At 64.9% G+C, this 20,164-nt stretch carries 16 protein-coding genes and 1 tRNA gene; 11 read left to right on the top strand and 6 right to left on the bottom strand.

All coding sequences use genetic code 11. The features are described 5' to 3' along the window. Positions 1 to 347: 347 nt before the first annotated feature. Both C995_RS0105500 and C995_RS0105505 read right to left on the bottom strand, forming a co-directional pair. Positions 348 to 1,586, bottom strand: a complete 1,239-nt coding sequence (locus C995_RS0105500; RefSeq protein ID WP_018863993.1) for a ribonucleotide-diphosphate reductase subunit beta — start codon at positions 1,584 to 1,586, stop codon at positions 348 to 350. Positions 1,587 to 1,694: 108 nt separating this feature from the next. Next, positions 1,695 to 4,589: a ribonucleoside-diphosphate reductase subunit alpha gene (locus tag C995_RS0105505; RefSeq protein ID WP_018863994.1), complete on the bottom strand. Its 2,895-nt coding sequence runs from the start codon at positions 4,587 to 4,589 to the stop codon at positions 1,695 to 1,697. A 439-nt stretch (positions 4,590 to 5,028) separates the two neighbouring features. Here C995_RS0105505 and trxB point away from each other — a divergent pair, with 439 nt between their 5' ends. The 6 genes from trxB (at position 5,029) to C995_RS0105535 (ending at position 11,952) form a co-directional block, all read left to right on the top strand. After that, the gene (trxB, locus tag C995_RS0105510; RefSeq protein ID WP_018863995.1) at positions 5,029 to 6,144 is read left to right on the top strand and encodes a thioredoxin-disulfide reductase; all 1,116 of its coding nucleotides are present in this window, start codon (positions 5,029 to 5,031) and stop codon (positions 6,142 to 6,144) included. A gap of 3 nt (positions 6,145 to 6,147) precedes the next feature. Further along, positions 6,148 to 7,371, top strand: a complete 1,224-nt coding sequence (locus C995_RS0105515) for a GNAT family N-acetyltransferase (protein ID WP_018863996.1) — start codon at positions 6,148 to 6,150, stop codon at positions 7,369 to 7,371. A gap of 135 nt (positions 7,372 to 7,506) precedes the next feature. Beyond that, a complete protein-coding gene (gene aat, locus C995_RS0105520; RefSeq protein WP_018863997.1) occupies positions 7,507 to 8,262 on the top strand; it encodes a leucyl/phenylalanyl-tRNA--protein transferase in 756 nt (251 codons plus the stop codon). 240 nt (positions 8,263 to 8,502) lie between these two features. Then, a complete protein-coding gene (locus tag C995_RS0105525; RefSeq protein WP_018863998.1) occupies positions 8,503 to 9,177 on the top strand; it encodes a hypothetical protein in 675 nt (224 codons plus the stop codon). Positions 9,178 to 9,405: 228 nt separating this feature from the next. Next, positions 9,406 to 9,906, top strand: coding sequence for a lactoylglutathione lyase (gene gloA / locus C995_RS0105530; protein ID WP_018863999.1), 501 nt, complete (start codon positions 9,406 to 9,408; stop codon positions 9,904 to 9,906). A gap of 162 nt (positions 9,907 to 10,068) precedes the next feature. Next, a complete protein-coding gene (locus C995_RS0105535; protein ID WP_018864000.1) occupies positions 10,069 to 11,952 on the top strand; it encodes a DEAD/DEAH box helicase in 1,884 nt (627 codons plus the stop codon). 49 nt (positions 11,953 to 12,001) lie between these two features. On the opposite strand, the gene C995_RS0105540 is transcribed toward C995_RS0105535, so the two are convergent. Together C995_RS0105540 and C995_RS0105545 are read right to left on the bottom strand one after the other, a co-directional pair. Then, positions 12,002 to 12,763 (bottom strand): TIGR01458 family HAD-type hydrolase, encoded by a 762-nt coding sequence (locus C995_RS0105540; RefSeq protein ID WP_018864001.1) that lies wholly within the window; start codon positions 12,761 to 12,763, stop codon positions 12,002 to 12,004. 114 nt (positions 12,764 to 12,877) lie between these two features. Next, the gene (locus C995_RS0105545) at positions 12,878 to 13,498 is read right to left on the bottom strand and encodes a methyltransferase domain-containing protein (RefSeq protein WP_018864002.1); all 621 of its coding nucleotides are present in this window, start codon (positions 13,496 to 13,498) and stop codon (positions 12,878 to 12,880) included. Positions 13,499 to 13,843: 345 nt separating this feature from the next. On the opposite strand from C995_RS0105545, the gene C995_RS0105550 reads away from it, so the two are divergent. Both C995_RS0105550 and C995_RS0105555 read left to right on the top strand, forming a co-directional pair. Further along, positions 13,844 to 14,551 carry an MBL fold metallo-hydrolase gene (locus C995_RS0105550; protein WP_026278967.1) on the top strand — a complete coding sequence of 236 codons (708 nt, stop codon included), beginning with the start codon at positions 13,844 to 13,846 and terminating at the stop codon, positions 14,549 to 14,551. Between the two features lie 65 nt (positions 14,552 to 14,616). Then, positions 14,617 to 14,693: transfer RNA gene (locus tag C995_RS0105555), tRNA-Arg, on the top strand. 211 nt (positions 14,694 to 14,904) lie between these two features. Here the strand turns inward: C995_RS0105555 and C995_RS0105560 are convergent. After that, complete coding sequence (locus tag C995_RS0105560; RefSeq protein ID WP_018649427.1) at positions 14,905 to 15,150, bottom strand: helix-turn-helix transcriptional regulator; 246 nt, start codon at positions 15,148 to 15,150, stop codon at positions 14,905 to 14,907. Between the two features lie 119 nt (positions 15,151 to 15,269). Between C995_RS0105560 and C995_RS0105565 the strand changes: the two genes are divergently transcribed. From C995_RS0105565 to C995_RS0105575, 3 genes are read left to right on the top strand one after another with little or no spacing between them, the layout of a single operon-like run. Then, positions 15,270 to 15,503, top strand: coding sequence for a hypothetical protein (locus C995_RS0105565; protein WP_018174062.1), 234 nt, complete (start codon positions 15,270 to 15,272; stop codon positions 15,501 to 15,503). Beyond that, the gene (locus tag C995_RS0105570) at positions 15,496 to 16,713 is read left to right on the top strand and encodes a site-specific integrase (RefSeq protein WP_018649426.1); all 1,218 of its coding nucleotides are present in this window, start codon (positions 15,496 to 15,498) and stop codon (positions 16,711 to 16,713) included. Before C995_RS0105565 ends, C995_RS0105570 begins: the two co-directional genes overlap by 8 nt. Continuing rightward, complete coding sequence (locus C995_RS0105575; RefSeq protein ID WP_018864004.1) at positions 16,703 to 17,680, top strand: TraI domain-containing protein; 978 nt, start codon at positions 16,703 to 16,705, stop codon at positions 17,678 to 17,680. The genes C995_RS0105570 and C995_RS0105575 overlap by 11 nt, the downstream gene beginning before the upstream one ends. A gap of 580 nt (positions 17,681 to 18,260) precedes the next feature. Here the strand turns inward: C995_RS0105575 and C995_RS0105580 are convergent. After that, entirely contained in the window at positions 18,261 to 19,211 is a 951-nt protein-coding gene (locus C995_RS0105580; RefSeq protein WP_018862965.1) for a LysR family transcriptional regulator, read from the bottom strand. Between the last annotated feature and the right edge of the window lie 953 nt (positions 19,212 to 20,164).

Consider the following 20,164-nt stretch of genomic DNA (forward strand, 5'->3'; position numbering starts at 1 on the left):
TCCCCAAGGTATCGATCTAAGGCTTTATTGCTAACCCAGAAAGCGAGTAGAGATATTGTGACACTGAGACAAAGAAAGAATAGTCCGAATATTAGGAAAGCGGAAAATACCGGGCCTTCCGATGGTATAAAAAATCCGGATGCGGTTATTGAGAAGCCCAGGGCAGCCGATGAAAGAGTTAGGATCGCTTTATCGTAACTCTCGGTATTCGATAACTCGCGTTTCAATATCTCGCGTCTATAGTCTTCTAATAGTCGGTGCGCGGTAGCCTCCTCTGCCTGGGCTCTACTCGATGGCGTTGTAGTGTTCGCAGATTCCATAGGGTTGGCCAACTCGAAATTCGAGCCTCAATCCCAGCTCAACGCCCCACCCGTCTGATACTCCGTAACCCGCGTCTCAAAGAAGTTCTTCTCCTTCTTCAGATCGAGCACCTCGCTCATCCACGGGAATGGGTTGTCGGCCCCCGGATACAGTTCGGCCAGGCCGATCTGCGCACAGCGGCGGTTGGCGATGAAGTGCAGGTATTCCTCGAACATCTGGGCGTTCATGCCCAGCACCCCACGGGGCATGGTGTCGCGCGCGTACTGCGCCTCCAGCTCGACGGCGTCCGAGATCAGGGTGCGCATCTCGTTCTTGAAGTCTTCGGTCCACAGGTGCGGGTTCTCGAGCTTGATCTGGTTGATCACGTCGATGCCGAAGTTCATGTGCATGGATTCATCGCGCAGGATGTACTGGAACTGCTCGGCCACGCCCGTCATCTTGTTGCGCCGGCCCATGGAGAGGATCTGCACGAAGCCGACGTAGAAGAAGATGCCCTCGAACACGACGTAGAAGGCGATCAGTTCGCGCAGCAGCTTCTGGTCGGCCTCCGGGGTGCCGGTGCGGAAGTTCGGGTCCGCCAGGTGCTTGGTGAACGGCAGCGCCCACTCGGCCTTGGTGGCCACGGAGGGCACCTCGCGGTACATGTTGAAGATCTCGCCTTCGTCCAGGCCGAGGGATTCCACGCAGTACTGGTAGGCGTGGGTGTGCAGCGCCTCCTCGAAGGCCTGGCGCAGCAGGTACTGGCGGCACTCGGGGTTGGTGATGTGGCGGTACACGGCCAGCACCAGGTTGTTCGCCACCAGCGAGTCGGCGGTGGAGAAGAAGCCCAGGTTGCGCTTGACGATGGTGCGCTCGTCCTCGGTCAGCCCGTTCGGGTCCTTCCACAGGGCGATGTCCGCGTTCATGTTGATTTCCTGCGGCATCCAGTGGTTGGCGCAGCCGTCCAGGTACTTCTGCCAGGCCCACTTGTACTTGAAGGGCACGAGCTGGTTGAGGTCCGCGTGGCAGTTGATGATCTTCTTGTCATCCACCCGGATGCGCTCGGCACCCATCTCGATGTCTTCCAGACCGGTGCCGGTCAGGGCGTCTTCGTTCGGCTCGGCCAGCGGCTGGCCGGCGTTTTCCGGCTCCGGCGAGACGCTGGGCGCGGCGCCGGCGGTACTCATCAGGGCTTCGTTCTCCTGAAAGCCCATGCCGGGGCGGACGGCGGGTTCTTTCTGGCCTTCGCCTTTGATGGCTGCGATCGGATCGTCCCAGGAAAGCATAGTGTCCCCTCTTCTTTCGGTGGCGGCCCGGCTCGGTGGCCGGGCCTTTTCTTCAGTGCGTCGCGTTCAGTGTGTGGTGCGTATTCGGTGCCCGTGGGCGGGCCCGCCTTACTGGCAGGCCTCGCAGTCCGGGTCGAGGATGGAACAGGCCTTGGGCGCCTCCGGCTCGGCCGCCTGCTGGCCGCCGGAGACGGCGTTCAGCTTGTTGGCGCGCGAGGAGTCGGCCACGGTGCTCTTTTCCACGTGGGTCGCGCCCATGGAGCGCAGGTAGTAGGTCGTCTTCAGGCCGCGCACCCAGGCCAGCTTGTACAGGGCGTCCAGCTTGGGCCCGGAGGGCTCGGCCATGTAGAGGTTCAGGCTCTGCGCCTGGTCGATCCACTTCTGCCGGCGCGAGGCGGCCTCGACCAGCCAGCGGGTGTCCAGCTCGAACGCGGTGGCGTACAGGGCCTTGATGTCCTCCGGCACGCGGTCCAGCGGCTGCACGGAGCCGTCGTAGTACTTGAGGTCATTGACCATCACCTCGTCCCACAGCTCGCGGTCTTTCAGGTCGCGCACCAGATACGGGTTGATCACGGTGAACTCGCCGGACAGGTTCGATTTGACGAACAGGTTCTGGTAGGTCGGCTCGATCGACTGGCTGACCCCGCAGATGTTGGAGATGGTCGCGGTCGGCGCGATCGCCATGGTGTTGGAGTTGCGCATGCCGACCTTCTTCACCCGCTTGCGCAGCTTGTCCCACTCCAGGCGCTGGGTGGTGTCCATCTGCAGGTAGTCGCCGCGGGTCTCGGCCAGCCTGTCGATCGAGTCGATCGGCAGGATGCCCTGGCTCCACAGGCTGCCGGGGAAGCTCTCGTAGCGCCCACGTTCCTCGGCCAGGTCGGTCGAGGCCTTGATGGCGTAGTAGGAGACCGCCTCCATGGAGGTGTCGGCAAACTCCACCGCGGCCTCGGAGGCATACGGCACGCGCAGCTTGTACAGCGCGTCCTGGAAGCCCATGACCCCCAGCCCCACCGGACGGTGGCGCAGGTTGGAGCGCCGCGCCTGCGGCACGGAGTAGTAGTTGTAGTCGATTACGTTGTCGAGCATGCGCATGGCGGTGTTCACGGTCTGCTCGAGCTTGGGCAGGTCCAGCTCGCCGGCCTCGTTCACATGCGCGGCCAGGTTGATCGAGCCCAGGTTGCACACCGCGATCTCGTCATCCGAGGTGTTCAGGGTGATCTCGGTGCACAGGTTGGAGCTGTGGACCACGCCGGTGTGGCTTTGCGGGCTGCGCAGGTTGCACGGGTCCTTGAAGGTCATCCACGGATGGCCGGTCTCGAACAGCATGCCGAGCATCTTCCGCCACAGGTCCACGGCCTTCATGGTCTTGTGCACGCGCAGCTCGCCGCGCGCGGCCTTCTCTTCGTATTCGCAGTAGCGCTTCTCGAACTCGGCGCCGACCAGGTCGTGCAGGTCCGGGGTCTCGTTCGGGGAGAACAGGGTCCAGTCGCCGTCCTCGGCCACGCGCTTCATGAACAGGTCCGGGATCCAGTTGGCGCTGTTCATGTCGTGGGTGCGGCGGCGGTCGTCGCCGGTGTTCTTGCGCAGCTCGATGAACTCCTCGACATCGATGTGCCAGGTCTCGAGGTAGGCGCACACGGCACCCTTGCGCTTGCCGCCCTGGTTCACGGCCACGGCGGTATCGTTGGCGACCTTCAGGAACGGGACCACGCCCTGGGATTTGCCGTTGGTGCCCTTGATGTGGGCGCCCATGCCGCGCACGCGGGTCCAGTCGTTGCCCAGCCCGCCGGCAAACTTGGACAGCAGCGCGTTGTCACGGATCGCGCTGTAGATGCCGTCCAGGTCGTCCGGCACGCTGGTCAGGTAGCAGCTGGAGAGCTGCGGGCGCAGGGTGCCGGAGTTGAACAGCGTCGGCGTGGAGCTCATGAAGTCGAACGAGCTCAGCAGGTTGTAGAACTCGATCGCGCGTGCCTCGCGGTCGATCTCGTTGATCGCCAGGCCCATCGCCACACGCATGAAGAACGCCTGTGGCAGCTCGAAGCGGGTGCCATCGCTATGGATGAAGTAGCGGTCGTACAGGGTCTGCAGGCCCAGATAGGTGAACTGCAGGTCGCGCTCCGGCTTGATCGCCGCGCCCAGCTTGTCGAGGTCGTAGCGGGTCAGCTCGCTGTCGACCAGCTCCAGATCGGCGGCGCGGCGGATGTAGGCGCCGAAGTACTCGGCGTAGCGTTCGGCCAGCTGCGCCTGGGTGGCCTCTTCCGGGCGGCCGTGCACGAAGCTCAGGGCCTCGCGGCGCAGCGCGTCCAGCAGCAGGCGCGCGGTGACCTCGGAGTAGTTGGGCTCCTGCTCGATCATCACGCGGGCCGCCATCACCAGCGCGGTGGCCACGTCCTTCTCGGCCACGCCGTCGAACAGGTTGCGCCGCGCCTCGGTCAGGATCTTCTGGCCATCGACGTGCTCGATGCCGGCACAGGCCTCGTCCACCACCGCCTGCAGGCGCTCCTCGTCCAGCGGGGACTGGGTGCCGTCGGCGCGGGTCACGTTCAGGGTCGGGGCTTCCTCCTGCTCGTCCACGCCCTGCTCCGCGGCCTCGGCGGCGCGCTTTTGCGCCTGCTGTTCGCGGTAGATCACGTAGGCCCGCGCGACCTTGTGGTGGCCGCCGCGCATCAGGGCCAGCTCCACCTGGTCCTGGATATCCTCGATATGCACCGTCATGCCCTGGGTGCCGGCACGGCGGAACAGGCTGTCGACCACCTGGCCGGCGACCTCCTTGGAGATGTCGTGGATGCGGCGGCTGGCCGCGGCATTGCCGCCCTCCACCGCGAGGAAGGCCTTGGTCACCGCGACCTCGATCTTCGAGGCGTCGAATCCGGTGACCTTGCCGTTGCGGCGGATCACCTGGTGCTGGCCCGGGCTGGTCGCCAGGACCTCGGCCGACGGTTCGGCTTGCGGCGGGTACTGGATGCCCTCTTGGGCTTCGGCGGTCTGGGTGTCGCTGTGCATGGTGGCGGCCTCACGCGTAACTGTGGGTAATGACGTGGAGTACTATAGATCGGGGATCGAGAAGTGCCTAGACACAATATCTTGTATCTGGGGCCCGAATAACCCGGCGGACAACCCGTGGGCAAGCTGTGGATAAGAACCCCAAGTCCGCATCCCGCCGCCATTCCCCGCGAGTTCACTCCATGGTGGATAACTCGGCACCCTTGTGATCCACCGGCGCCAGCATTAGCGAAGGCGAACATGAAAATGTTTTATGGCCCGCGATTACCGAATCGGTATCCGTCGACGGGATCCATCGGGCGGACCCTCGCGCGCGGTGGCGGTGTTGGACAAAGCCCCGCCGGGTACCAATAATCCCCGCCTTATCGAACCCGTCTTGCGCGCCGTCGGCCCGGCCGGCAGCGCCAGCCGTATTCATCGAATCGACAGGGAGTACCGCATGAGCGACGCCAAGGACCCATCCGACAAGAAGGACAAGAAGGCCGGGAAGAAGGACGCGCCCAAGGTCGCCGTCGCCACCGGGGCCGTCCAGGCCGCCACGGGGGCCGTCTCGCTCTCCGGTGGCGGCGAGACCGCGCCCAAGGGCAAGAAAGGCGGCGACGAGAAGCACCCGCGCCACTGCCCGCTGCTGATCCTGGGCTCCGGCCCCGCCGGCTGGACCGCCGCCGTCTATGCCGCGCGCGCCAACCTGAACCCGGTACTGATCACCGGCCTGGAACAGGGCGGCCAGCTGATGACCACCACCGACGTGGACAACTGGCCGGGCGACAATGACGGCGTGCAGGGCCCGGAGCTCATGGAACGCATGAAAAAACATGCCGAGCGCTTTGAAACGGAGGTGATTTTCGATCACATCCATACGGTGCATCTGAAGGACAAGCCCTATCGCCTGGTCGGCGATGCCGGCGAGTACACCTGCGACGCGCTGATCATCTGCACCGGGGCCTCCGCGCAGTATCTGGGGCTGGAATCGGAACAGGCGTTCATGGGCAAGGGCGTGTCCGCCTGTGCCACCTGCGACGGCTTCTTCTATCGCGGCCAGAAGGTCGCGGTGATCGGCGGCGGCAACACTGCGGTCGAGGAGGCCCTGTATCTGTCCAACATCGCCTCCGAGGTCGTCCTGGTGCACCGTCGCGACGCGCTGCGTGCGGAGAAGATCCTGCAGGACAAGCTGTTTGAGAGGGAAAAGAACGGCAACGTCACCATCGAGTGGAATCACACCCTGGACGAGATCCTGGGCGACGACTCGGGCGTGACCGGCATGCGCATCAAGCATGCACAAAGCGGCGAGACGAAGGACGTCGAGCTGATGGGCGTGTTCATCGCGATCGGCCACAAGCCGAACACCGACATCTTCGAAGGCCAGCTGGACATGGAAGGGGGCTACATCCAGGTGCAAAGCGGGCTGAAAGGCAATGCCACCGCGACCTCCGTACCGGGCGTGTTCGCCGCCGGCGACGTGATGGACCATGTCTACCGCCAGGCGGTCACCTCCGCCGGGACCGGCTGCATGGCCGCACTGGACGCGGAGAAGTACCTCGAAGAGAACGGCTGAGTCGTGAGCGCCGAGGGCGATACCCGGACGACCCCGCCGGAAGAGCCGGCCGAACGCATCGAGCTGCGCGACGGCCTGGCCGATGTGGACCCGGCCGCCTGGGACGCCCTGACCGGCGGCACCGAGCCGTTTCTGCGCCATGCCTTCCTGGAGGGCCTGGAGCGCCACGGTTGCCTGGGGCGGCAGTTTGGCTGGTTCCCGCAGCATGTGCTGATCTTCCGCGACGAGCAGCTGGTCGCGGCCGCGCCCGCCTACGCCAAGACCAACAACTACGGCGAGTTCGTGTTCGACTTCGCCTGGGAGAGCGCGTGGAACCGCCACGGGCTCAACTACTATCCCAAGCTGGTCGTCTCCGTACCCTACACGCCGGCCACCGGGCCACGCCTGCTGGTGCACCCGGAGGCGCCGGACTTCGATCACCTGCGCACCCTGCTGGTGCGCGCACTGGTCACCCGCGGGCGCGAGCTGAATGCCTCGGGCGTGAACATCCTGTTCCCGAACGCGGACGACCTCGACGTGACCCGCGAGATGGGGCTGGCCGAGCGCATGGGCTGCCAGTACCACTGGAGCAACGCCGACTACGCCAGCTTCGACGACTTCCTGGCCGCGCTCAGCTCGAAAAAGCGCAAGAACATCAAGCGCGAACGCCGCCGCGTCACCGAGGCCGGCATCGAGTTCCGCACGCTGACCGGGGCCACCGGATCGCCCGAGGACTGGGCGCGCTTCCACCGCTTCTACGTCGACACCTTCGAGAAGCACATGGGCATCCCGACGCTGTCGGAGGCCTTTTTCGTGGAGACGGCGGCGGCACTGGGCGATCAGGTCGTGCTGTTCGAGGCAAGACGCCCAGGCGAGGCCGGGGACGACGAGACCATCGCCGCGGCCCTTTGCTATCGCAGCCACGACACCCTGTACGGGCGCTTCTGGGGCTGCACCGAGGAGATGGCCGACCTGCACTTCGAGACCTGCTACTACCAGGGCATCGAGTTCTGCATCCGCGAGGGCCTGGCCCGCTTCGAGCCCGGCGCCCAGGGCGAGCACAAGATCCCGCGCGGCTTCCTGCCCACGCCCACCTACTCCGCCCACATGATCCTGACCGAGGGCTTCGACCAACCCGTGCGCGACTTCTGCGAACGCGAGGCCCAGCTGATGCGCACCCAGTGCGAACGCCTGCACGAACACTCGCCCTACCGGCAGGTCCAACCCGACGATGCACCCCAGAGCTGACCAACGCCCCCCTGTGGGAGCGGGCTCGCCCGCGAAGCCCCTGCCCGCGCTGGAGCCCGCCACAGACCTTTCGCCTGCAAGCAGGCTCCCACGGAACACAGGTCTCCCATCTCCTGCGCCAACAGGAGCCACCCCATGACCGGCGGCCCGCAGATCACCCTGCCCTGGCTGGACCCGGAGCACCCGGAGGCGCCGTTCCCGGACCCGGCGCATGCCCTGCGCGATCCGAATGGCCTGCTCGCGGCCGGCGGCGATCTTTCCGTGCCGCGGCTGCTGAATGCCTATCGCTCCGGCGTATTCCCCTGGTTCGAGGCCGGGCAGCCGATCCTGTGGTGGAGCCCGGACCCGCGCGCGGTGCTGGAGCCGGGCCAGTTCCGGATGCACCGCAGTCTGAAAAAGGCGATCCGCAATCGCGGCTATACGGTCAGCTTCGATCGCGCCTTCGAGGCCGTGATCCAGGGCTGCGCCGGGCCCCGCGAGTATGCCGAGGGGACCTGGATCACCGCGAGCATGCAGCAGGCCTACATCGCCATGCACCGCACGGGCCACGCGCATTCGGTGGAGGTCTGGGACGGCCCGCGCCTGATCGGCGGGCTCTATGGCGTGACCGTGGGCCGCCTGTTCTGCGGCGAGTCGATGTTCTCGCGCGAGCGCGACGCCTCCAAGATCGCGCTGGCCTGGCTGTGCCGCCACCTCGTCGCCTGGGGCTGGCCCCTGGTGGACGTGCAGATGGAGACCGAGCACCTGCGCAACCTCGGCGCCATCAACCTCCCCCGGCGCGAGTTCATCGCACGCATCCGCGAGATCGCGCACGCGCCCGAGGCACCGGGGCCCTGGCGCGTCGATCCCGGCCTGAGCCCGCTCGACCCTGACTGGAACACCGCCCCGTAGCACGGGCGTCGCAAGTGCGCCTTGTGGGAGCGGCCTGTGGGAGCGGGCTTGCCCGCGAATGGCTTTTACCCAGTTCCGACGCGGGCAGGGGCTTCGCGGGCAAGCCCGCTCCCACAGACCTCTCCCACAAGGAAACCCACTCCCAGAGCCCTGCCACACAGCCCCCTCACCACCCGCCCTTTGCAGCGACCGGGGGTGCTTTATACTCCCGGCCACTGGGGAACCGAACGGGAGATTCGGGTGGGCAAGGCAGATCAGGGGGAATGGCGGGCCATGGCGCTCAACGGGCTACGAGCGGGCCTGCTGCTGGCACTGGCCGCGATCACGGCGGGGTGTGCGACGCTGGCGCCATCGCCGCCGTCGGACCAGAGCAATATCTGCGAGATCTTCCGCGAGCAGCCGCGCTGGTACGACTACGCCCGCGACTCCGAACGCGAATGGGGCACCCCCATCGCCACCCAGATGTCGTTCATCCAGCAGGAGTCCTCGTTCCGCAGCCATGTGCGCCCGGACCGCGAGCGGTTGCTCGGGGTCATCCCGTGGCGCCGGCCCTCCTCTGCCTATGGCTATGCGCAGGCGCAGGACCCGGTCTGGGGCGAATACCGCGAGGATGCCGGCAGCATGATGGCGCGACGCACGCACATGAAGCACGCGACCGACTTTATCGGCTGGTACAACGTCCGCACGCAGCGCATTACCGGCGTCTCGTTGCACAACCCCGAGCACCTGTATCTGGCCTACCACGAGGGCCAGGGCGGCTATAACCGCGGCAGTTACCGCAGCAAGCCGCAGGTCCAGGCAGCCGCGCGTCAGGTCGCGCAACGGGCCAGCCGCTACGAATCCCAGCTGCAGGGCTGCGAGTCCGAGTTCCGCTGCCGCCGCTTCTACCAGTTCGGGCCGTTCTGCCGACAGTAGCCGTAGCCGAACGGAACGCGCTCAACCCCCGTCATCGCGAGCCAAGCCAAGCGATCTCCCAACGCAGGAACCGATGCTGGGGCTGACTCGGCAGACTGCCGCGTCGGCTGCGCCTCCTCGCAGTGACGGGGGATCGCGGACGACGCGATGGTGGTACTTGAGGGAACCTTGGCCCCTGTGTTCCAGTCTTCCGGGACAGCCCCCCTTTTGCCGAGACAAGGACGCACCATGAGCGACAATCCCACCGCAGGCTTTCGCTTGAACCACACCATGCTGCGCGTGAAGGATCCGCAGAAGGCGCTGGACTTCTACCAGCGGGTGTTCGGCATGCAGCTGGTCAAGACACTGGACTTCCCGGAGTTCGAGTTCACGCTCTACTTCCTGGCGCAGCTCGGCGAGGACGAACCGCACCCGCCCAAGGACGGCGGCGAGGCCACCCGCTGGATGTTCAGCCAGCGCGGCATCCTGGAGCTGACCTACAACTACGGCACCGAGAAGGACGCCGACTTCCACTACCACGACGGCAACGAGGAGCCGCAGGGCTTCGGCCATATCTGCTTCTCGGTACCCGATCTGGACGCGGCCGTGCGCTGGTTGGACGAGAATAACGTCGAGTTCGTGAAGCGCCCGGACGAGGGCGGGCTGAAGGACATCGCCTTCGTGAAGGACGTGGACGGCTACTGGATCGAGATCCTGGAGCCGGCGCGGCTGACCGGGCTGGGGCGATAGCAGGCCCAAACCTGCCGCGACACACTCGTTTGCGCGCGGGCGCTATTTTTTGTTGCGTAGGCGCAGACATATTTCGTGCCGCAATTCGTGTATGATGCGCGCTGAGTAGATTCATCCGATTTTCGCCGGGCCTTTGTTCCGGCCCGCCCGAGTACCTCCAGCATGTCCGAATCCCCCTCCTTCGCCGAACTCGGTCTGTCCGAGTCGTTGGCCCGTGCCCTGTTGCAACTGGGCTTTACCACCCCGACCCCGGTCCAGGCCGCGTGTATCCCCGCCCTGCTGGCCGGCGACGACGTGCTGGGCGAGGCCCAGACCGGCACCGGCAAGACCGGCGCCTTCGGCCTGCCGCTGATCGACTCGGTCGATCCGGCGCAACGTCGCGTGCAGGCGCTGATCCTGGCGCCGACCCGCGAGTTGGCCGGCCAGGTCGCCACCGCCCTGGAGGGCTTCGCGGCCAGTATCGACGGGCTCGAGATCCTGCCGGTCTACGGCGGCCAGCCGATGGGCGTGCAGATCCGCGGCCTGCGCGATGGTGCACAGGTCGTGGTCGGCACGCCCGGCCGTGTGGTCGACCACATCAAGCGCGGCACGCTGACACTGGATGCGTTGCGCATGGTGGTGCTGGACGAGGCCGACGAGATGCTGCGCATGGGCTTTGTCGAGGAGATCGAGTGGATCCTCGAACAGACCCCGGCCGAGCGCCAGACCACGCTGTTCTCCGCGACCATGCCGGCGCCGATTCGCCGTATCGCGCACCGCCACATGCGCGAGCCGCAGGAGATCCGCATTGGCGCGGGCAACGAGGCCGGCACCGACATCGACCAGAGCTACTGCCTGGTCGACCAGCGCCACAAGACCGAGGCCCTGGGCCGGATGATCGAGGTGGAGCCGGAACTGGACGCGGCGATCGTTTTTGCCCGTACCAAGGCCGCGACCGCCGAGATCGCCGAGGCCCTGAACGCCCAGGGCGTGCAGTCCTCCCCGCTCAATGGCGACATGGAACAGGGCGAGCGCGAGCGCGTGGTCGCCGATCTGCGTGATGGGCGTCTGGACGTGATCGTGGCCACCGACGTGGCCGCCCGCGGCATCGATGTCCCGCGCATCACCCATGTCTTCAACTACGACGCCCCGGGCGATGCCGAGGTGTACGTGCACCGCATCGGCCGTACCGGCCGCGCAGGGCGCAAGGGCCGCGCGATCCTGTTCCTGGAGCCGCGCAAGCGGCGCATGCTGCGCGATATCGAGCGCCTGACCGGCAAGCCCGTGCGCGAGCAGAAGGTCCCGGATCGCGCCGCCGTGATCGCCCGCCGCGAGGAGCGCCTGGCCGAGCGTCTGCAGGCCGAGCTGACCGGCGAAGCATCGCCGCAGCTCGACGCCCTGCTGGACCGGCTGCTGGCCAACGGCCAGATGGGCGAACGCGATCTCGCCCGCGCGCTGCTCGCCCTGGCGACCCAGGGCACGCCGCTGGATGGCACGCCCAATGCGCACGATCCCGTGACGGCGGCCGCCAGCCGTCCCGAGCGTGACAGTCATCGTGCGGATCGCAACCGTGACCGCGCCCCCCGCCCCAGCCGCGGCAAGGACCGCGGGCCGGAAGCGGACATGGTGCGCTACTACATGCCGGTCGGGCGTAACCACGGCATCGCCCCCGGCGCGATTGTCGGGGCCCTGGCCAACGAGGGTGGCCTGAACGGCCGCGACATCGGCCGGATCGGCCTGCAGGACGACCACAGCCACGTGGACCTTCCGGCCGCGCTGGACGAGGCCGCGGTGCGCCGCCTGGGCAATATCCATGTCGCCAACCGGCGCCTGGAGATGGGTCGCTCCGTCCCGACTCGCGACTCGCGTGCGACCGAGCGCCACGCCCCGGCTGCGCGCAAGCCCCACGGCCCCGGCAAGCCGGCCGCCAAGCGGCGTGGCCCGGCCCCGGCCAACGGCAAGCGCCCGGCCTATGCGGCCGCCGGAAAGCCGCGCAAGGCGCCGGGCCGCAAGGCCGCCGCCAGCCGCGGTGACGGCACCCTGTCGGTCAAGCGCCGCTCGGCCTGATCCCCGCCAGGACCCGTGCGCCGGTCAACAACGGCCGGCGCGCGATTGCTTAACTCAGTAGCGCATCCACGATGTCGGCCAGGCTATCCGCCAGACCGGCACCGGGGTGTTGTGCCCGCTGTTCGTCGCCGTCCTGATACTTGCCGGTGCGCACCAGACAGGCCGCCAGACCCGCGGCGCGCGCGCCGTCCACGTCCCCCGATACGTCGTCGCCCACCATCAGCACCTGCTCCGGTGGCAGATCCAGGTCCGCGATCGCCGCGTGGAACAGCCGGGCGTCCGGCTTGCCGAAGTTCTCGGCCTCCAGATCGGCCGCGTACTCCAGTGCGCGTACGAACGGGCCGATATCCAGCGACAGGCCATCCGCCTCGCGAAAATAGCGGTTGGTCCCCATCACCCACAGCGGTGCGCCCTCCATCAGCACGCGAAACGCACGGTTGAGCACCGCGTAGTCGAACGCGGCGCCCATATCCCCCAGCACGACCACATCCGGCTCACCCGTGGGCACGCCCTCGAACTCGGCTTCCAGCGCCGGGTGTACCAGCAGCAGCGGCGCGCGTGACTCGGCCTCGAGCCGCTCGCGGATGGCGGAGGGGGCCGTCGTCAGCTGCGCGGACTCGAACGCGAAACCGAGGCCGGCCAGCTTGTCGATAATGGCCGCGCGCGGCTCGCGTGTGGTGTTGGTGATCAGCCGGATCGGGAGCTCGGCGGCCTGTGCCCGCTGCACCGCCTCGATGGCGCCGGGGAGGGCCTCGTCACCCACGTACAGCACACCGGAGAGATCCAGCAACAGCGCGCGGACCTGCTCCATTCCCTCCGGCATAGAGTTAAGCATGAGTATCCCCCTTGCCGCGGTACGTCACGCGGTATCCGGCCGGAATCCGTGTGCCCCGGCCCGGGGCACGGGTGCGCCCCTTCACCCGATTCAACGCCGAATCAGGCGATGAAGCAACTCGAACTTGCCGTTGGTGTGTTCGGTCCGCCCGGCGTCGTTGCGCCACTCCCAGCGACTGCCCGGGAACAGCGCCCGCATATCGGCCATCTCGCAGTGAAACGGCGGCCCGCCCTCGCGCCCGGTCTGCATGAAGCACGCGAACAGCTCGCCGCCCGGACGCAGCCAGGCATGCAGCTGCTGCTCGTAGGCCGGCCACTGCTCGGGCGGGATCGCGCACAGGGAGGTCTGCTCGTAGACGCCATCCACCGGTGTCTCCGGCTGCCATGCCAGCATGTCGGCCTGGACGACCTCGGCCGCGAGTCCTTCGCGCTCCAGCTGTTCGCGCAGCTGGCGCACCGGTGTGGGCGCGACATCCAGACCGATCGCGTAATACCCGAGGCGCGCCAGGGCCGGGACCTCGTGCCCGAAGCCGCAGCCCGGCACCACGATCCGCGCGCCTTTCGCCAGGTCGGAGATCGCCAGCCAGGCCTCCAGCGACGGGCTGGGGCCACCGCGATCCCAACGCGTGGAGCCCTCCTGATAGCGGGATTCCCAGTCGGCCTCCGCATCCAGGACAGCGTTAACGGCGGACGACTCTTCGGAATTTTGCATCTCTCTCCTTCCCTGCGGACGATGGAACCTCTATGGGAGGCGCTGATCCAATCGCACCTTCGCGTTGGTACCCAGGTTTTCCCAGACCAGAGGCGTCGTACAGCGTTAGAGATTCTACCGCGCACGCGGCCCAACGCAGGATCAGGGAACCTGGGCACCAACCCCGCGGGGCTCGGCCGCCTTTGCGCGCGCACGGCGTTGCGGCTCCCTTGTGCAGAATGACTGCACGGCAGTCACCGCGCCTTGTTCGCACGCAAAAGCGACTCGAGCGCGAAGGCGCGATTGGACCAGCGCCTCCCAGGTGATCGACCCTACCAACATGAAAACGACTCAATGGAGACGCCGATGGACCGCAACGACCTGCCCTACCGCATCCACCGCCAGGAACTCGGGCCAATGGAGAACTTTGTCTACCTGATCGAGGACCTGGCCAGCCGCCGCGCGGCCGTGGTGGACCCGGCCTGGGAGCCGGACGCGATCCTCGGCCAGGCGCGCGAACAGGATGTGACCATCTCCGACATCCTGCTGACCCACAGCCACCACGACCACATCAACGGCGTCGAGGCGATCCTGGAGCAGTACCCGAATGCCCGATTGCATATCCTCAAGCCCGAGGCCGAGTTCTGGGGCAAGGAGCTGGAACGCCCGGAACTCCACCACGGCGGCGACACGATGAAGCTGGGCGATACCGAAATCCGCTTCCTGCACACGCCCGGCCACACCCCGGGCTCCGCCTGCTTCCACATGCCGGCCGGCGACGACCTGATCACCGGGGACACGCTGTTCGTGTTCGGCTGCGGCCGCTGCGACCTCTCCGGGGGCGACCCGGAGCAGATGTTCCATACCCTGAACGGGCTGCGCGAGGGACTGCCGCCGCATACCTGCATCCACCCGGGGCACAACTACGCGGAGGAGGCCGAATCCACCCTGGCGGAACAGGATGAGGGCAACCCGTTCCTGCACTTCCACGACAAGGACGAATTCGTCCACTACCGCATGCACGAACACGACCGGGTGCGCTCCACGCCCTACCATCCCATCCCGCGCGGCTGAGGCAAATGCCTCATGGCGCTTGCATCCCTCGGGGCCAATCGCGATAATGCGCGCCTTCAGTCGATGCGCCCGTAGCTCAGCTGGATAGAGTACCTGGCTACGAACCAGGTGGTCGGAGGTTCGAATCCTTCCGGGCGCGCCATATTCCAGAGAAAGGGATCAGTGACTTACAGTCGCTGGTCCTTTTTTCGTTTTGGGGCAGGTCGCGTCCCGTGACACTCTCGTGCCACTTCTGTGACAAACCCGTAATACGCAGTTTGGCTACTCGTGCCCTACGAGTACCTAGCTTCGTGACTCATTCCGTACCTTGTGGCTCGTAAGAAGCCCTCCGAGCGCATCCCAGCGGCCTGTCCTCAGGAGCGGTGCGACGCATCTCCTTCGTCAACAAACTCAACCAGTTCTTCGATGCGGCATCTGAAGTACTTGCACAGGCGGTCCAGTGTATCCGTACCGACGTTATAGCCTTTGTTGTTGGCGATCTTCGAAAGCGTAACGCGGTGGACCCCTGCCTCCTCAGCAATTTCCTTGAAGGTCACCACCCGTCCCTCTTGATACTCCTTCTCCGCTACGAGCTCTTTCAGCTTGATGCGTATAGCCATGACGCCCGAGCACTCCATTTGTAGTTGACACGCTACATCGATTGTGTACGATCGACATTGTGTGAAGCGCACACGCTACACACGAAACGAATGGACTTCATCGATAAGAGGGACGATACATGAGCTACACGTACCTGACCACAGAAGGTCTCGCCGAACGGATCCACTACGACACGCGCACGATCCGTGAACGCCTCAAGGACAGCGTCCTCATTGAGGGAATTCACTACTTCCGGCCATTCGGCGGTCGCAAGATCCTTTTCATCTGGGAAACGATCGAACGCGACATGATGGATACGGACGGCGGGGTGCCCGCCATCCCCATGGCCAGCGGGGGAGCGTGTCATGGCTAGAGTGCGAGCCAGAAAAGACACCGGGAAGCTCTACTTCGACTTCTTCTACAAGCACGTCCGGTGCCGCGAGTGCACAACACTAGATGACACCGCAGCCAACCGGCGAAACATGGAGAAAGTCGCGAAGAAGATCGAAGCCGAGATCACTCTTGGCACCTTCGAGTACAGCCGGTACTTCCCGAACAGTAGCCGAGCAGCCAAGTTCGCTACGGAGGCAGCAGCACCCACTGCCACCGACGTAATCGACCAACCAGGGAGCACTCCACTGTTCCGTGATTTCGCCGAACAGTGGCTGCAAGAAAACGAGGTCGCCTGGCGCTTCAAGACGCTGGAGACCAACCGCGGCTCCCTGCGACGGCACCTGTTGCCCTACTTCGGTGATCAAAGGGTCAGCGACATCAGCAAAGCGGACATCCTTGCCTTCCGGTCCGAGCTCGCCAAAGTTCCAGGCCGGAAAGGCAACGCGACCCTGTCCCCAAAGACCATCAATCACACCCTCGGGGTGCTCTCGATGGTCCTGGCCGAAGCCGCTGACCGCTTCCAGTTTACGTTCCCGATGAGCAATCTAAAACGGCTCAAGCAACCTCGGAAGGAGATCATGCCATTCACGTGGGAGGAAACGCAGCAGATCATCAATACGGTCCGAGACGACTACCGCGACTACTTCATCGTGCGACTTTTCACCGGACTGAGAACCGGGGAAGTGCACGGCTTGAAGTGGAAGTACGTGGACTTCGAGAAGGGCCAGATTCTGATTCGCGAGACTTACAACCAGGGACGCACGGAATACACCAAGAACGACGGCTCACAGCGTGAGGTGGCCATGTCTTCCGTGGTCGCTGATGCCCTGCAGCGACAGTTCCGAGCCACTGGCAAACAGGAATACGTCTTCGTCACGAAGGCCGGCCGGCCACTGGACACGAAAAACGTCACTCAGCGCGTCTGGTACCCCTTACTACGCCATCTCGGGCTTGAGCCTCGCCAGCCCTACCAGTGCCGGCATACCGCCGCCACGCTTTGGTTGGCGTCTGGAGAGAACCCGGAGTGGATCGCCAGGCAACTGGGCCATACCACGACCGAGATGTTGTTCCGCGTGTATTCGCGCTACGTCCCAAACCTGACACGCCAGGATGGTTCCGCCATGGATCGTCTCCTGCGTTCTCTTCAAGGCAACGCCGAAGAGCACACGGAGGTGCGCAATGAAGGCTAACGACGTTCAAGAACTGCAGCGACTGGTCGGGATGGATGACATCGCACGCCATGAGCCTGTCATCTTCGCCGCACGGGTCGAGATCCAGTGCGAAGGCCGCGCGCCTAGCGGAGAACCCTACTACCGACTTCGGATCTACGATTCGACCGGTTATTTCACGGCCTTCGCGAGGATTCGAGACTGGGAGGGCCATCCCTTGGGAGGAGGTCAATTTCGATCCCTGGCCCTCCACACCATCGAAACAGAGCGCGGACATCGGCACGTTGTGGCTTATCCAGAGGTCGGGTCGGCACTGCCCGACAAGGGGCCACTGGATCTTCTCCCTGTCCACCACGCACCCGAGTCCGGCAGCCTGCAGCGCCTGGTCAATGTGGTCGAGAACCTTTCTATCGAGTCCTACCGAGAATTTGTCCGTGAGGCACTCTCGGATCAGGAATTCGCTATCCAGTACCTCACGCTCCCGGCATCCAAGCGATGCCACCATGCCAAGACGGGCGGGCTGATCGCCCACAGCCTCGAGCTGGCCGAAGCGGTAAATGCGGTGGGTCGGGCCATGGCATTGCCGACGCTTCAGACGGAAGCCGGCATACTCCTGGCCCTGATGCATGACATTGGCAAGATCGTCCTTGCTTCGGAAGTCGCCGAACGGGTACCCACTCGCTCTCATGAAGAGCTCATCGAATATGCTCTTCAGGAACCGCTGCTTTCCTCAAAGCAAATGGACGCAGACGCCTATCACACGCTGTGGGCACTCATCGTCGCCTACCGCAACGGCGACAGCTATTCAGCACCAATGGCAACGGTTGTGCGAGGCCTGGATGGCTGCAGCGCACAAACGGATGCGACCGTGCATGGCTCATCTCAGGCGCGGGTCCATCGGTATTGGCAATCTCCCTGCGGCGGTCGCAAAGTCTGGGTTCCGCCCCTCTTCAACCACGACACCCGTCGCCGCGCCGAATCACGTTAACAACTGGACCCCAGATACCCCTACTCCATCCATGCGGGGATCTGGGGCCTCTCCTGGCCTCCATCGACTTGGTTGGCCAATCCACCGCTAAGCCGCTACCAGGTCTTCGCGGACTGCACGGCGCAGCCAATGTGGGCAACGGCATCGGAAACCGCGCCGGTTCAACCTGCTCGCATGCAATACGGGAAGGTCACCCCAACATAACGACCCATTAATAAACATTTCGGCGTCTCGACGCGGATCCCGGGGAGCCTAGGGAGCCGCAGAAAAAGCCAGTGATTCCGCGGCGCAGGGTTGTGCTACCCATGGATCGATCGCGCCAGTGACTAATCCATGGAGCATGCCGCGGACATGCGCCTCGGCGCAGCGCCCTGAAACGTGCGATTCACTTTTTCGAAGTAAGCCGGTACTCGTGTTTTGCCTTCTCGCCCCCGGGCGCAATAAGCAAGAATTGCCCTGATCGTTTTTCTTTTCGGAGGGGGTCATACGCGCACGGCCTAGTATTGGCTGTTGTGACAAGATCAGACTTCTTCCTCACAATCTTTCGGGTAGAACAAGGCTGTGACAAAAATTCGATCCGTCAAGCGCCGCGGCCGCCAAGGCGGTTCAACTCCTCGTGTACGAACTCCTTGAACACACGCACACGGGCCGGTGCATGACGGCCCGCAACGGTGATGGCGTAAAGCTGGGCACTGGCCACCGTCCAGTCCGGTAGCACCGCCTGTAGCCGATTGTCTTCCAGTGCGGGAGTGGCCACCAGGCCGGGCATTGGCCCGATGCCGCCGCCGGCGAGCACCACGCGAGAAGCGCTGGCCAGCTCGCTGGTCTGGACGGCGGGCCTGAGCGCGACGCGCTCGACCCGGCCGCGCCGGGTCAGCGTCATGGCAGCCGTACTCATCAGGTCCCGGGCGACGACCAGATCATGGGACGACAGATCCCCGGGCACTTGGGGTTCGCCACGCTCGCCGAGATACGCCGGGGTGGCATACAGGCGCACGTCCAGGTTCACCAGTGGAATCGCGCGATACTCCATGTCCGGGAGATCGCTGCTCGCTCGCAGGGCGATATCGATCCGGTGCGAGGTGAGATCCAGGGCGCTGCTGGTCAGGAGCAGCTCCACCGTGATCTGCGGGTATTGCCTGCGGAAGCCGGTGATGATTGGCGGCAGGAGATCCACACCCAGGTCCGCCGGCGCGGTCACCCGCAGATGACCCTGTGGCAGTGAGCGTGCCTCGCTGGCCGCCTCCGCGGCATCGCCCAGTAGAGATAGGGCGTCCCGCGCCTTGGCGTGAAAGGCGAGCCCTTCCTCCGTGGCGCTCACCGCCCTGGGGCGGCGGGCCAACAATGTGGTGGAGAGCCGCCCCTCGAGGCGGGTAACGCGCCGGCTGATCGCGCCCTTGGTCTCGCCCAGCCTGCCGGCGGCGGCCGAGATGCTGCCGAGTTCCACGACGGTGCAAAACGCGCGGATGTCGTCGAGCGAGCCGCCAAGCTCCTGCGGATCTGCTACGCCCGCCCGCTTTTGCGTTTCCATTTTGTCAACCATAAGTTCCGAGTTTACAGACTTACAACTATTCGACAACCAAGGCAGGATGGTCCCCGTGGTCGCAACAGAAACGACCGGTTGAACGACAGGAGGCCCCCATGGCAACGACAACTTCCGCTCACTCACTGACCCGGACGCTACAGGACCCCGTGGCCTTGGACCGTTTGGAGCCGCTGGCTATTGAACGCAATTCTACGGCACTAGACGGCCAGGCTCAGGGGCAGGAGCGATACTCGAATTCGGCGCACGGGGGTTTTAAGGAGACCGGTGTGCCCCCTGAGTTGGGAACGACCGCCAGTGTTTTGTGCACCGCGCAGGAGGCCGAAATAGTCCGGGAAAACAACAGAGTGGATGAGATCGAACGGAGAAGGCGCGAGCTTGATGAGGAATTGGATCGACAGCTGCGCGACACCTTCCCCGCCAGCGATCCCCCGAGCATAGCGCGCACTCCCATCGCCGCGAGCAAACATTGTCGGAGAACGACAGAGCAGACCAGTTGATGGCCTTGCTGTGGCGTCGATCCGCTTCAACAGGCTGGCCAGACGCGGTAACAAGCCATGTTCACGTTGGTTGAAGCGAGTCACCACCTCACGGCAATAGCGGCGGAGGTAGTGCTTCGGTACGCCACAATGTGGATACAGTCAGTTTCTCGCCTAGCTCCAACATCTCCACCGCTAGTGTGACGGGCCCCTTGGGTGGGCCATTGCCTTGTGAATCAGATGTGCTCGCCCTACAGGGCCGCGAAGCATAGGCGTATTCCACTCGTCAGTGCAGTACACGGCCCCCAGAGGTATTGGACAAGGCCATCATTCTCAGCCCGTCCGGGCGGTGGCAGGCCCGAGCCCGACCTCTTGGTTGCCATAACGTCGACCATTAGTTCCAGTTTTGCACACTTACGACAAAATGACAACTAAGCCAGGATGGCTCCCGTGGTCGCAACG

The organism is Thioalkalivibrio sp. ARh3 (assembly GCF_000377265.1).
GTDB lineage: Bacteria > Pseudomonadota > Gammaproteobacteria > Ectothiorhodospirales > Ectothiorhodospiraceae > Thioalkalivibrio > Thioalkalivibrio thiocyanoxidans.

Coding starts and splice junctions, on each gene's coding strand:
- C995_RS0105570 (WP_018649426.1), top strand. CDS start 15,496: ATGGCTAGAGTGCGAGCCAGAAAAGACACCGGGAAGCTCTACTTCGAC.
- C995_RS0105560 (WP_018649427.1), bottom strand. CDS start 15,150: ATGGCTATACGCATCAAGCTGAAAGAGCTCGTAGCGGAGAAGGAGTAT.
- C995_RS0105565 (WP_018174062.1), top strand. CDS start 15,270: ATGAGCTACACGTACCTGACCACAGAAGGTCTCGCCGAACGGATCCAC.
- C995_RS0105500 (WP_018863993.1), bottom strand. CDS start 1,586: ATGCTTTCCTGGGACGATCCGATCGCAGCCATCAAAGGCGAAGGCCAG.
- C995_RS0105580 (WP_018862965.1), bottom strand. CDS start 19,211: ATGGAAACGCAAAAGCGGGCGGGCGTAGCAGATCCGCAGGAGCTTGGC.
- C995_RS0105505 (WP_018863994.1), bottom strand. CDS start 4,589: ATGCACAGCGACACCCAGACCGCCGAAGCCCAAGAGGGCATCCAGTAC.
- gloA (WP_018863999.1), top strand. CDS start 9,406: ATGAGCGACAATCCCACCGCAGGCTTTCGCTTGAACCACACCATGCTG.
- C995_RS0105540 (WP_018864001.1), bottom strand. CDS start 12,763: ATGGAGCAGGTCCGCGCGCTGTTGCTGGATCTCTCCGGTGTGCTGTAC.
- trxB (WP_018863995.1), top strand. CDS start 5,029: ATGAGCGACGCCAAGGACCCATCCGACAAGAAGGACAAGAAGGCCGGG.
- aat (WP_018863997.1), top strand. CDS start 7,507: ATGACCGGCGGCCCGCAGATCACCCTGCCCTGGCTGGACCCGGAGCAC.
- C995_RS0105550 (WP_026278967.1), top strand. CDS start 13,844: ATGGACCGCAACGACCTGCCCTACCGCATCCACCGCCAGGAACTCGGG.
- C995_RS0105545 (WP_018864002.1), bottom strand. CDS start 13,498: ATGCAAAATTCCGAAGAGTCGTCCGCCGTTAACGCTGTCCTGGATGCG.
- C995_RS0105535 (WP_018864000.1), top strand. CDS start 10,069: ATGTCCGAATCCCCCTCCTTCGCCGAACTCGGTCTGTCCGAGTCGTTG.
- C995_RS0105575 (WP_018864004.1), top strand. CDS start 16,703: ATGAAGGCTAACGACGTTCAAGAACTGCAGCGACTGGTCGGGATGGAT.